This is a genomic window from Rhizobium sp. IBUN, from assembly GCF_000510625.1.
Classification (GTDB): Bacteria; Pseudomonadota; Alphaproteobacteria; order Rhizobiales; family Rhizobiaceae; genus Rhizobium; species Rhizobium altiplani.
Window position 1 is genome coordinate 46,607 of sequence record NZ_AZNV01000026.1, and the last position, 12,216, is coordinate 58,822.

General features: G+C 59.8%; 10 protein-coding genes. 7 read left to right on the forward strand and 3 right to left on the reverse strand.

Annotation, left to right across the window (positions count from 1 at the left end; genetic code table 11):
- Window positions 1-198 precede the first annotated feature (198 nt).
- The gene (locus RHIBUN_RS0121895; protein ID WP_007789602.1) at window positions 199-876 is read left to right on the forward strand and encodes an alpha/beta hydrolase; all 678 of its coding nucleotides are present in this window, start codon (window positions 199-201) and stop codon (window positions 874-876) included.
- Here RHIBUN_RS0121895 and RHIBUN_RS0121900 read toward each other — a convergent pair.
- Together RHIBUN_RS0121900 and RHIBUN_RS0121905 are read right to left on the reverse strand one after the other, a co-directional pair.
- A complete protein-coding gene (locus RHIBUN_RS0121900; protein WP_025661174.1) occupies window positions 873-1,397 on the reverse strand; it encodes a GNAT family N-acetyltransferase in 525 nt (174 codons plus the stop codon). The genes RHIBUN_RS0121895 and RHIBUN_RS0121900 overlap by 4 nt on opposite strands.
- Window positions 1,397-2,515 (reverse strand): anhydro-N-acetylmuramic acid kinase, encoded by a 1,119-nt coding sequence (locus tag RHIBUN_RS0121905; protein WP_025661175.1) that lies wholly within the window; start codon window positions 2,513-2,515, stop codon window positions 1,397-1,399. The genes RHIBUN_RS0121900 and RHIBUN_RS0121905 overlap by 1 nt, the downstream gene beginning before the upstream one ends.
- 116 nt (window positions 2,516-2,631) lie before the next feature.
- Between RHIBUN_RS0121905 and tyrS the strand changes: the two genes are divergently transcribed.
- A complete protein-coding gene (tyrS, locus tag RHIBUN_RS0121910) occupies window positions 2,632-3,888 on the forward strand; it encodes a tyrosine--tRNA ligase (RefSeq protein WP_025661176.1) in 1,257 nt (418 codons plus the stop codon).
- A gap of 52 nt (window positions 3,889-3,940) precedes the next feature.
- Here the strand turns inward: tyrS and RHIBUN_RS0121915 are convergent, their stop codons facing one another.
- Window positions 3,941-7,327 (reverse strand): DUF3971 domain-containing protein, encoded by a 3,387-nt coding sequence (locus tag RHIBUN_RS0121915; protein ID WP_025661177.1) that lies wholly within the window; start codon window positions 7,325-7,327, stop codon window positions 3,941-3,943.
- Between the two features lie 119 nt (window positions 7,328-7,446).
- On the opposite strand from RHIBUN_RS0121915, the gene RHIBUN_RS0121920 reads away from it, so the two are divergent.
- The 5 genes from RHIBUN_RS0121920 (at window position 7,447) to RHIBUN_RS0121940 (ending at window position 12,213) form a co-directional block, all read left to right on the forward strand.
- Window positions 7,447-7,920 carry a peroxiredoxin gene (locus RHIBUN_RS0121920; RefSeq protein WP_018854901.1) on the forward strand — a complete coding sequence of 158 codons (474 nt, stop codon included), beginning with the start codon at window positions 7,447-7,449 and terminating at the stop codon, window positions 7,918-7,920.
- Window positions 7,917-8,744 (forward strand): ferritin-like domain-containing protein, encoded by an 828-nt coding sequence (locus RHIBUN_RS0121925; protein ID WP_025661178.1) that lies wholly within the window; start codon window positions 7,917-7,919, stop codon window positions 8,742-8,744. The genes RHIBUN_RS0121920 and RHIBUN_RS0121925 overlap by 4 nt, the downstream gene beginning before the upstream one ends.
- Before the next feature lie 97 nt (window positions 8,745-8,841).
- A complete protein-coding gene (locus RHIBUN_RS0121930) occupies window positions 8,842-10,140 on the forward strand; it encodes a M23 family metallopeptidase (protein WP_025661179.1) in 1,299 nt (432 codons plus the stop codon).
- A gap of 157 nt (window positions 10,141-10,297) precedes the next feature.
- Window positions 10,298-11,785 carry a DEAD/DEAH box helicase gene (locus RHIBUN_RS0121935; RefSeq protein WP_018854898.1) on the forward strand — a complete coding sequence of 496 codons (1,488 nt, stop codon included), beginning with the start codon at window positions 10,298-10,300 and terminating at the stop codon, window positions 11,783-11,785.
- 5 nt (window positions 11,786-11,790) lie between these two features.
- Complete coding sequence (locus tag RHIBUN_RS0121940; protein WP_025661180.1) at window positions 11,791-12,213, forward strand: NUDIX domain-containing protein; 423 nt, start codon at window positions 11,791-11,793, stop codon at window positions 12,211-12,213.
- The last annotated feature ends 3 nt before the right edge of the window (window positions 12,214-12,216 follow it).

Sequence of the window (12,216 nt, forward strand, 5' to 3'; positions counted from 1 at the left end):
TGTCCTGCGCTAAATCCTTGCGAGGCGGCTCGGCTCATTTTCCTTGAAATTTCGGCCGGGCTTGCCTTATGACACATCCCACAATGCGTGGATCGTCATGCAAGTTTCGAATTGTTCTAAACTGCGTTTTAAAAAAGCTGACAACATTCGTCAAGTCTTACGCAGGGCCGAACGCGAAAAATAAAAGCCGGAGTACCGATGCCCGAAGTCATTTTCAACGGCCCTGCCGGCCGTCTTGAAGGCCGCTACCAGCCCTCCAAGGAAAAAAGCGCACCGATTGCCCTCATTCTGCACCCGCACCCCCAGTTCGGCGGCACGATGAACAACCAGATCGTCTACCAGCTCTTCTACATGTTCCAGAAGCGCGGGTTCACGACGTTGCGTTTCAATTTCCGGGGAATCGGTCGCAGCCAGGGTGAATTCGACCACGGCGCTGGCGAGCTTTCGGACGCCGCGTCCGCGCTCGACTGGGTACAGAGCTTGCATCCTGATTCGAAGACCTGCTGGGTCGCCGGTTATTCCTTCGGCTCCTGGATCGGCATGCAGCTTCTAATGCGCCGCCCCGAAATCGAAGGTTTCATGTCGATCGCGCCGCAACCGAACACGTATGATTTCTCGTTCCTCGCGCCCTGCCCGTCTTCCGGCCTCATCATCAACGGCGAAGCCGATAAGGTTGCGCCCGAGAAGGACGTAAACGGCCTCGTTGAGAAGCTGAAGACGCAGAAGGGTATCCTGATCACGCACCGCACGGTGCCTGGCGCCAACCACTTCTTCAACGGCCAGGTCGAGACGCTGATGAGCGAATGCGAGGATTACCTCGATCGCCGCCTGAACGGCGAACTCGTGCCGGAACCGGCTGCCAAGCGGATCCGCTAAGCGGTCCGCATCCCGGCGGTCAGTTCGAACGTCGGACAGGTCAATCCGTCAATGATCATCGGCATGCGGCTTCGCATGCCGATTTTCGTTAGGACATGCTGAGATGCGGCATTGTCCGGATGCGTGAATGCGATGAACTGCTGCGCGAAGTTCCGTTCGAAGAACCATTCCGCCAACTCGCCGGCAATCTCCGTCGCATAACCCTTGCCCCATTCCTGGAACCGAAGCGAATAGCCGAGTTCGAAATCCTGCCGCTCACCGCCAAGCAGGGAAAAGCCCGCGTGGCCAATGAAGCGGCCGTCGTCACGACTGAGGATCTTGTACTTGGTGGCTCCATCCCGCTCCTGCTCGCCGAACCAATTGCGCAGCCGTTCCTCGGCCTTCTCACGCGACCACGGCGCAGTGCCCGAAAGATACCGTGTCGTCTCAATCGTGGAGTGAAGCTCATGGATCAGGCCCGCGTCGTCAGGTCCCCACATGACCGCGACTAGGCGCGGCGTCTCCAGAATCGCCCGTTGCATCACGGCTTCACCACGACGCCGCCGCTGACCGGCGCACGCACGCCGGTCGTGCCGGGAAATGTCAATGGTAAGCGGTCCAACGACCTTACCGCGAGATAGCCCCAGGCTTCAGCCTCCATGGAATCGCCATTGAACCCCGCCTGCTCCGCCGTTATCACCTCGGCGCCCTTGCGATGGGCGATATCTTTCAAATCTTGCATCAGCACGCGATTGAGCCGACCACCACCGCTGATGACATAGAGGGTCGGCGTGACCGGCAAGTGACCGGCGGACTTGATGATCGAGGCGGCCGCGACATAGGCAAGTGTGCGGGCGCCGTCTACAAGCTCCGCATCTGCACCCGACGGCGGCGGAAAGTCGTTGCGGTCGAGCGAGCGCCGCTTCTCTGCGGTGAAGAACGGGCTATTCAAATAGCGATCGGCCAGTTCCCCCACGATCCGTCCCTCGGAGGCTATCATGCCGCCCTGATCGAACGGCACGCCCGCATGGGTTTCGACCCACTGGTCGATCAGCGTATTGCCCGGGCCACTGTCAAAACCGACTATGACGCCCTCCGCGCCAATATAAGTCAGGTTTGAGATCCCGCCGATATTGACGAAGCAGACCGGCAATGTGGCATGAGGGACGTTGGCGGCGAGCGCCGCATGATAGACCGGAACCAATGGCGCGCCCTGGCCGCCATGCATCATGTCGTTGGCACGAAGATCGTAGACAACAGGAATGCCGGTTTCCCGTGCCAAAAGCGCCCCATCCCCGATCTGGACCGTCAGCGCTTCGTCCGGGCGATGTAACACTGTTTGGCCGTGAAAGCCGATGACGTCGATCGACGAGGCATCGAGCGCATTCGTAGCCAGAAATTCCCTCACGGCAATTACATGACGTAACGTCAGTTCACGCTCGACAGACGCCAGATCGCCCGGCCGCTGCTCACGTTGCGCAATAGACTTCGCCTGCTCCAGCGCCAGCTTCAATCGGTCGCGGAAGGCTGGCTCATACGGAACACCGAGGAACGGCCCGCGCTCGACGAAGGCTCGGCCGTCGGTCCGCAGCAGCGCCACATCGATGCCGTCCATTGATGTTCCGCTCATCAAGCCGATCGCGGTCCTGATCTTCTCCATGACCCCTCGCTGGAAGATTCTCGCCAAATGGTGACTGTTCGGCAAAACAGTGCTAAACGCGCCGCGTCACTTCAACAATAGCCAATCCGAAAATCCGCACCCGAGAGCAAAAGGTCATGTCCGAGTTCAAATCCGATTTCCTACGTACGCTGAAAGAGCGCGGCTTCATTCATCAGATTTCCGATGAAACGGGCCTCGACGAACTCTTCGCCAAGGAACCGGTAACGGCCTATATCGGCTTTGACCCCACCGCTCCCAGCCTGCATGCCGGCTCGCTGATCCAGATCATGATGCTGCACTGGATGCAGGCGACCGGCCATCGCGCCATTTCGCTGATGGGCGGCGGCACCGGCATGGTCGGTGATCCCTCCTTTAAGGAGGAAGCGCGGCAGCTGATGACCGTCGATACGATCGAGAGCAACATCGCTTCGATTAAGCGCGTTTTCTCGAACTACCTCTCCTACGGCGAAGGCCCGAAGGATGCGTTGATGATCAACAACGCAGAGTGGCTGAGATCGCTCAACTACCTCGAATTCCTACGCGATGTCGGCCGGCACTTCTCGGTCAATCGCATGCTGGCTTTCGACAGCGTCAAGACGCGCCTTGACCGCGAACAGTCGCTGTCGTTCCTCGAATTCAACTACATGATCCTGCAGGCCTACGACTTCGTCGAATTGGCCAAGCGCTACGACTGCCGTCTGCAGATGGGGGGGTCGGATCAGTGGGGCAACATCGTCAACGGCATCGACCTCGGTCACCGCATGGGGACGCAGCAGCTCTACGCCCTCACCTCGCCGCTGCTGACGACCGCTTCCGGCGCCAAGATGGGCAAGTCTGCGACCGGCGCTGTCTGGCTCAACGCGGACATGCTGTCGGCCTATGACTTCTGGCAATACTGGCGCAACACAGAGGACGATGACGTCTCGCGCTTCCTGAAGCTCTACACAACGCTGCCGATGGACGAAATCGCACGCCTCTCAGCGCTTGCCGGTTCCGAGATCAACGAGGTCAAGAAGATCCTGGCGACTGAGGTCACCGCGATCCTGCATGGTCGTGTTGCCGCCGAGCAGGCTGCCGAAACCGCCCGCAAGACATTCGAGGAAGGCGGCCTTGCCGAGAACCTTCCGGCTGTCGACGTCCCGGCTGCCGAACTCGACGGTGGCATCGGCCTTCTGTCGCTGATCGTCCGCGCCGGCCTTGCAGCCTCGAACGGCGAGGCCCGCCGCCACGTTCAGGGCGGTGCGGTGCGCATCAACGACCAGGCCGTCAGCGACGAGCGCAAGATCATCGGCAGCGAAGAGATCACCGCTGATGGCGTGATCAAGCTATCGCTCGGCAAGAAGAAGCACATCCTGATCCGCCGCGCTGCCTAGGCGCGGTCAACGTCTCAAACAGAAAGCCGGCCTCGCGCCGGCTTTTTTGTGCCTACTGGAATTCGAAGATGTTGCGGAAAACGCCCGGCGCGATGATCGACAACGGATTGACGATCAGATCCGGCGATTCCAACTTTCCTGTGAGCTTGAAGGTAATGCCGATCAGGCCGCGATCCGTGCCGTTCCCAAGGATGATGCCGATCAACGGCAATTCGGCAAACAGCCGGTTGAGGCCATATGCAGGCATGAAGGTACCCGTCATGTCCATCCTCCCGCGCTGGTCACGAACCATTCCCTGAAACACCGCGCCGACCTGGTCACCACGCACCACGCCGTTCTCGATACTGACGACGCCGTTCTGAGAAACAATGCGCGCAAAGCCGCGCTGGAAACGCTGCGCCGATGTATCGATGTTCCGTTTTACCGCTGAATTCAGGCTTCGTTGCTCCTCGCCGACCGGCGTCGAAACGATCGAGTGCAAGCGCTGTTCGTTGACAAGCGAGAAGCGCCTGATGTCGATGGAGCCATCCCAATTGTCGCCAGCCCCTAGGCGGATCTGCATATTGAGCAAGCCGCCCATCATGTGCTGATAGAGGTCGGCGAAGCGCGAAACAGAGCCGGCATCGCCGCTCGTGACATTGATAACGCCATTTCCCTTCGTCTGGGCTACGAACGCCTCGCCGCTGTCGGTGACGCCGGTGAAATTCAGTGTCTGCAGCCTCCCGCCTGACGACACATAGGTCATCTCGGCATTGCGCAACTTCTCGTCGTTGAAACCGACGACGCGGCCGAGCTTGGCTCGAACGGATATGCTGCCGCTGTGGTCGGAGTCACCGCCGCTGCTGGACTTCAATCTCGCGATGATCGGACGTGCATCTGCACTCTCGCCTGACACGGAGACATCAAACCCTCCCTTGCCGCGCTTCACAGAAACGGAGAAGTCGTCCAGCGACGACAGTTTGACACTGTCGAAATCCGCCTTCACGAGATTGCCCTTGCCGATAACAAGCGAGCCATTTGCCCCGAATCCGTCCCCCTTGAGGACGAAGTTCTTCAACTCGGTGTTGTCTGCAGGGCCGGAGGCCTCGAATGTGGCCGTCGCGCCGATCCCCCCGCCCTTGGACCAGCCGATCCATGGGAGAGACAGCCGCGCCCTTCCAAGGTCGACAGTGACCGCCTGTCGGTCCTGATCGATGCGATTGAGTTCCACGTCGACGCTACCATCGACGATGTCGTTGAGACCGGGCAGCACCTTTTCCCGCTGATCATTGTTCAAGGTGGCAGTAATGGTCTGCTGCGGCTGGACATTGGACGACTTGTCCGTCGGCTCGACAAGCTTGATCCCGGCGGGAATGCCATCGATCAGCCCTTTTCCGTCGAGGCTGACCTGCTTTGGATCCGCGTTCAACACGCCGTCGAGACCAGTGATCTTGCGGCCCGAAAACGGTTTGGCGACATCGAGATCCTGTAGCTGCAGGACCGCTTTCCATTCAGCAGGAGGAGGATTCTGCGACGAGATCAGCCCGATGCGAGCCTGCACTTTCGCCGACACCTTGCCCCTCAGGTCCTCGGGCACGAAGCCCGCGCGCTGTAACACCTGGATCGGCTTATAGGTGAGCAATTCGCCGACCGCGTCAGCCGCGCCGGAAATGGGAAGATTGAGTTCGGCCATGAGCGGCTTGTCGTAGGTCGATGGCAGGACAAACGTGCCCTCGCCGACGTTCACCGATCGTCCGGACGGAAAGAATGCCGTCCCGCTCTTGATCGAGATTGTCGCCCGCGGACCGCTCAGATCAAAGTGGGCATTCATATCGCGGATTGGCGGGATGTCGCCGGCCACGTTCATTCGGGTATCTGCGATGTCGAAAGCAATCCGGATCTGGTTCTTGTCGAGTTTCAGCCCTTTGCCGACCGCCTCGTCAAGGCGTCCGAACGGAATGAAGACGGAGATCGATGCGTCGGTGACGGTGCCCCCGAAGAGGTTGCGCTGAACCCATTCGCGGCCCTTCGACGCCATCCAGAATGGCCACAATTGCTTGACGGCCGTTGTCTGCAACTGCTGTGACTGCCCGGCAAAGCTGATCTCCGGCGACACGTCGCCCAGACGAACATGCAGCGAGCCAAAAAGACCGCCAGCAGGACTCGAAACCCGCATGTTCGGGAATTCGAGTTCGCGGTCTGTAACGAGGTAGCGACCGGTCGCCTGGATATCGAAGGCGAGCGGTTGCTCGCCTGACGCGGTGGGGGCCGCGGTGCCGCCACTGACCAGCAGATCTATCCCGAAGCCCTTTCCTGCAGCGGCATCGATCTTGTCCAGATCGATAAGAGCGCCGGTAAGCGGTACGGATGTCGCGCCGAACTGAACACGCGATTTCGCGATCTCAAGCTTCTGCTTGTCAAAGTCGTAGGCGAGGTTGATGCGCCCTCCGCTCAACTCCTGCTGGTCGCCATCCATATAGAACTGCCCAGGCTCCAGGTCGACTGAGGCGCCGAGCGCCGGCTCGGCTTGATCGCCGGTGCGAACTGCCGAGATCGTCACATCACCAGAGCCGTCGATGCCCTGCCGGATTTGACCCTGGACATTCCGCTTGAGTGTGAACGGTCCCAGGTCGACGCCCGCCAGTTGTCCCGTCAACTTCGAGGTACGTTCGCCGGTTCTTTCGGTGATGACGCTGAGCGTCGCTGCCTTGCCGTTGATCGCGACCTCACCATCCAGCGCCAGCGCGCCTTGGCGTGTCCTTGTGAAGTCCAGGCTATTGATGACGATCGAGAGTGGACCATTCGCCGTATCGGCCAGCTTGATATCTATGCCCGAGAGTTTCACTGAGCGCGTCCCACCCCGCTCGACGAAACTGTCGATCATGTCGAGTTGAGCGAACGCAGCTTCCATCGCCGCCGGAATCTCGTCGATGCGAACGTCATCGAGCTTGAGCGGCTTTCCAGACGGCAGCAGCGCTGTGTCGAGTGCTATATCTTCCGCCTCGATCTGCGCAATCGCAATCCGACCGCGAAAGAGTTGTAGCGGGTCGAGCGCCATACGCATCGCATGTGTGGTCGACAGGTGCTGGCCGCTCTTCTCGTCAATCATGTTGACGTTGCGCGCTTCGAGCGCAAGGCGCAGGTTCGAGGTAAAGCGGATAGCAGTGGAGCCGACCTCCGCCCTATAGCGAGGCCCGATGGCCGAATTGAGTGCAGCCTGCGCCTGCCGCGTCAGCGGCCCGTCGAATATGCCGCTTTCTACCGTGAAGACAATTGCAGCGAGCACGAAGAAAATAACGGCGATGCAGCCACCCGTGGCGCCGGCGGTCTTGCGCATGCGCGAACGCGACGGCGGGCAACTGACGATCATGGGATCTTCGGCCTGCGCCGAAGGGAGCTCATGCAGTGCGACGATGTCTTTCTTGCGGAATGTAATTTTCTCGCCGCGGATCGCCGACATGCGTCTCGCCTAACTCCCTAATTTGCGGTTTGGACCAGACTGGCTGGACGACTGCCCGTCCAATATATATCTGGCAAATCACCTGTTATCCATAAACTCGGCAAAAGAAAGGTCTCTCCATGACGGATGTCAGCATCGGCACGACGGCGCCTGACTTCAATCTCCCGCGCGATGGCGGAGGCCGCGTCGCGCTTGCCGATTTCCGTGGTAAGCCGCTGGTGTTGTTCTTCTATCCCAAGGACGACACGACAGGATGCACGGCCGAATCGTTGGCTTTCACGGCGCTTGCAGACCAGTTCGAAAAGGCCGGTGCTGCCGTCATCGGCATGTCTCCCGATTCCGCAAAATGCCATGATCGCTTCATCAAGAAACATAGTCTTTCGGTTGTCCTGGCGTCCGATGAAGAGAAGACGACGCTGGCGGCCTACGGCGTGTGGAAACAAAAGAGCATGTATGGACGCAATTTCATGGGCGTGGAGCGCACAACCTTCCTCATACGTGAGGATGGGACCATCGGAACGATCTGGCAGAAGGTGAAGGTGCCCGGCCACGCAGAAATCGTTCTTGCCGCCGTGCAGAACCTGTCGCGATGACCTCTCGCTCCAGCATCACGTCCCTGCGCGGCGGAGCGATCGACGCTATCCGAGCAACTGATCTCGATAAGAAGACGACGCTCGCCCAGGAAACTGCGACGCGTTGGTTTGCTCGCACACTGTCCCTGCGTTCGCCACTTGACGCGCCGCTGCCTGAGAGGCCGGGCCGTCCGGATAAGCCGGAGTTGATACCGCCGACGCAGGTGGAGAGGCGGTCCTTGCATACCGTCAAGGGGCGCATCGCGCTGCTGCATGCCATCGCCCACATCGAACTCAACGCCGTCGATCTGGCGCTTGATATCGTTGCGCGATTCGCGACCGAACCCGTCCCGAACTCCTTCTTCGACGGGTGGATGCAGGTTGCCTTCGAAGAAGCGAAACATTTCCGCATGGTGCGCGCCCGTCTGAATGACCTCGACGCCGACTACGGTGACCTCCCCGCCCATGACGGCCTTTGGCAGGCCGCGCACGCGACGAGGAATGACCTGACGGCGCGCCTCGCCGTTGTCCCGCTTATTCTCGAGGCTCGCGGGTTGGACGTCACACCGTCGCTGCAGGCCAAGATGCGCGAAACCGGGGATTTGGAGAGCGCTGCCGTGCTCGATGTCATCTACAACGACGAGAAAGGTCACGTTGCGATAGGCGCCAAATGGTTCCGCTTCCTTTGCGTCAGAGAAAAGCGGGATCCGGCACGGACATTCCACGAGTTGGTACGCGCCAATTTCCGCGGACCGTTGAAGCCTCCCTTCAACGACATCGCCCGGGCCGAAGCAGGACTGACGCCATCCTTCTACCGATCGCTGACATCGACGAGCAACGCCTGATCCGATCACGACAGCCATACTGACCTAAGTAAATATTAACCATAATCGTGCGTAATTGCGGCAATTGAGGCATCAGCCTTCGATCGGGAGATTCTCCGTGACGCATGCACAGCATAGCCGCGTATTTGGTCAGCGAAAACAAGAGCATATCCTGATCCTGGCGAGCGGTGACCGGGTCCGTCACCTCACCGTCAAGCCGTGGATGGCGGCGCTTGTCTTATGTTTTGTCGGGGTCTTTGCGATCGGCTATCTGTTGGCCACATCCTATCTCGTGCTGCGTGACGACCTGATCGGCGCGGCAATGGCCAGACAGGCGCGCATGCAGCACGACTATGAGGACCGGATCGCCGCTCTGCGAGCTCAGGTCGATCGCGTTACCTCCCGCCAGTTGCTCGATCAGCAGGTCGTCGAAGACAAGGTCGACAAATTGATGGAGCAACAACTGGCGCTCACCTCACGCCACGGCAAGTTGGGCTCCCTTCTTGACCGGGCCGAAAGTTCCGGGCTCGGAAACAAGGCGGCCACACCACTCCAGTCCTACGCGCCCGACGCAAACGAGAAGCATGCCTCGCTCTCCGGCGCAGTTCAGGCTATCGAGAATCAGCTTGCCGGCGCTGTAGAACCTGCTGAGGCGACGCCTGATAACGCGACGCTGGCTGATGTGCCGGCAAAGGAAACCGTCGGCGACCGAGCTGACCGGGTTTTTTCCAAGGTAACGCTGTCTCTGAAGGATATTGAGCAGAAGCAACGCACCCGCATCGCGCAACTGACGAGCGATGCCGGCGGCGCCGCCAATGCCATATCGAAGGTCTTGACGCGGTTCAGGATTTCGGTCCCGGCCGAGCGCTTGAAGCAGGATGACACCGCAGTCGGCGGCCCTTACGTAGAGCCTGAGAGCAACGATGATTTCGATACGTCGCTTGCGCAGTTGGACGATGCCCTCACCCGCCTGGAGACTGTACGGAGCATGGCCGAATCGCTGCCATTCCAGAATCCGGCCGCCGGCAAGGAGATCACCAGCTCGTTTGGGAACCGGCGTGATCCGTTCCTCGGCCGCCTCGCACTCCACTCGGGCATCGATTTCCGTTTTGCGCCTGGCGAAAAGGTTCGCCCGACGGCACCCGGCAAGGTCATAGCGGCCGGCTGGACTGGCGGCTACGGCAACATGGTCGAGGTGGATCACGGCAAGGGCATTTCCACGCGTTACGGCCACATGTCGGAAATTCTCGTGAAAATTGGCGACAAAGTCGACCGCACGGACGTGATTGGCCTTGCCGGCAGCACCGGCCGGTCCACCGGTACGCATTTACACTATGAAGTCCGTCAGGATGGTCGTGCCATTGATCCCATTTACTTCATGAATGCGGGCTTGAAGCTTGCGAGTTACATACAGTAACTACGCGCGCTAACCACGTCTTTACCTCTGCACTGGCTGCAAGGCCTGTATTCCTTGACTTAAGGACAGTTTCGGCTTATGTCGCGCTGCATTGCGCCACGCAATCACGCCGACTCAACCAGAGTACGGCCGAACCGGAACGGAAACAGTTTTCCCTTTGACGACATTTGCTGATCTTGGCTTGAGCCAAAAAGTGCTTTCCGCCGTGACCGACGCGGGTTACACGACGCCAACCCCAATTCAGGCTGGTGCCATCCCCTTTGCGCTTGAGCGCCGCGATATTTGCGGGATTGCGCAGACGGGAACGGGCAAGACTGCGTCTTTCGTTCTGCCGATGCTGTCGCTGCTGGAAAAGGGCCGTGCCCGTGCCCGCATGCCCCGGACTCTGATCCTCGAGCCGACCCGCGAACTAGCCGCCCAGGTTGCGGAGAACTTCGAAAAGTACGGCAAGAACCACCGCTTGAATGTCGCGTTGCTGATCGGCGGCGTTTCGTTTGAAGATCAGGATCGCAAGCTCGAGCGTGGCGCGGATGTTCTGATCTGCACGCCGGGCCGCCTGCTCGACCATTTCGAACGCGGCAAGCTCCTGATGAGTGCTGTCGAAATCTTCGTCATCGACGAAGCCGACCGCATGCTCGACATGGGCTTCATCCCGGATATCGAGCGCATCGCAAAGCTTATCCCGTTCACCCGTCAGACGCTTTTCTTCTCGGCAACCATGCCGCCCGAGATCCAGAAGCTTGCGGATCGCTTCCTGCAGAATCCGGAGCGGATCGAAGTTGCCAAGCCGGCATCCACCGCAAAGACGGTAACGCAGCGCTTCGTTGCCTCGCATGGCAAGGATTATGAGAAGCGTGCTGTTCTGCGCGATCTTATCAAGGCTCAAACCGATCTGAAGAACGCAATCATCTTCTGCAACCGCAAGAAGGACGTGTCCGATCTCTTCCGTTCGCTCGACCGCCACGGCTTTTCCGCCGGCGCTTTGCACGGCGACATGGATCAGCGTTCGCGCATGGCCATGCTGCAGAACTTCAAGGACGGTAATCTCCAGCTTCTCGTGGCTTCCGATGTCGCCGCTCGCGGTCTCGATATTCCCGACGTCAGCCATGTCTTCAACTTCGATGTTCCGATCCATTCCGAGGATTATGTGCATCGTATCGGCCGTACCGGCCGCGCAGGCCGTTCCGGCGCTGCATTCACCATCGTCACCCGCCACGACCAGAAACATGCCGACGCGATCGAAAAGTTGATCGGCGAGAAGGTCGAGTGGTTGAACGGCGACCTCTCCGCCTTGCCTCCGCCCGAACCCAGCCGCGACGACGATCGCTCGCGTCGCAAGGGCCGTGACAAGGACACCGGCCGCGGCAAGAGCCGTCGAGGTCATAAATCTGAAATCGCCGTCGCAGATAATGACGTCGAGACGATGGAAACAGCAGCACCAGCAAAGGTCGAAAGCGTGAAGCAAGAGCGCAAAGCAGAACAAAACAAGCCGCAGCAGAGCTCGCGCGCCGCTCGTCCTTACCCGGCAAACGACGACAATCGCGACCGCCGCCGCTATCGCGACCACGACGACGGTCCGACGCCGGTTGGCTTCGGTGATGAAATTCCCGCCTTCATGCTAATCACGGCCAACGCCAAGATCTGACGAATATGGGCACGCCTGGCATCGATTTCCCGGGCCTTGGCGTTGGCCTGGTGATTTTGCGCGACCGCAAGATCCTGCTCTACAGGCGCATGCGCGCTCCTGAAGCCGGCCACTGGAGCATTGTGGGCGGCAAGGTCGATCATATGGAGCCGTCCGAGCAGGCGGCTCGACGCGAGGCGGAAGAAGAAACCGGCCTATCGATCGGCCGCGTCAACCTTCTCGGCGCCACGGAACTGATCAGCGACGCGGATGCCCAGCACTGGATTTCCTTGCTCTATGTAGCGTCCGAGTGCGATGGAGAACCGCAGCTCACGGAGCCGGATAAGCTGTCGGACTTCGGTTGGTTCAGCCGCGCCGATCTCCCGCAGCCGCTTTCCGCATTTGCGGCGGCCGCAATCGAAAAGCTCAAGTCGGGCGAACTCCTCTAAGGT

Excerpts from the sequence above, each read along its gene's own strand:
- RHIBUN_RS0121900 (WP_025661174.1), bottom strand. The coding sequence starts at position 1,397 with ATGCAACGGGCGATTCTGGAGACGCCGCGCCTAGTCGCGGTCATGTGG.
- RHIBUN_RS0121915 (WP_025661177.1), bottom strand. The coding sequence starts at position 7,327 with ATGTCGGCGATCCGCGGCGAGAAAATTACATTCCGCAAGAAAGACATC.
- tyrS (WP_025661176.1), top strand. The coding sequence starts at position 2,632 with ATGTCCGAGTTCAAATCCGATTTCCTACGTACGCTGAAAGAGCGCGGC.
- RHIBUN_RS0121925 (WP_025661178.1), top strand. The coding sequence starts at position 7,917 with ATGACCTCTCGCTCCAGCATCACGTCCCTGCGCGGCGGAGCGATCGAC.
- RHIBUN_RS0121895 (WP_007789602.1), top strand. The coding sequence starts at position 199 with ATGCCCGAAGTCATTTTCAACGGCCCTGCCGGCCGTCTTGAAGGCCGC.
- RHIBUN_RS0121905 (WP_025661175.1), bottom strand. The coding sequence starts at position 2,515 with ATGGAGAAGATCAGGACCGCGATCGGCTTGATGAGCGGAACATCAATG.
- RHIBUN_RS0121920 (WP_018854901.1), top strand. The coding sequence starts at position 7,447 with ATGACGGATGTCAGCATCGGCACGACGGCGCCTGACTTCAATCTCCCG.
- RHIBUN_RS0121940 (WP_025661180.1), top strand. The coding sequence starts at position 11,791 with ATGGGCACGCCTGGCATCGATTTCCCGGGCCTTGGCGTTGGCCTGGTG.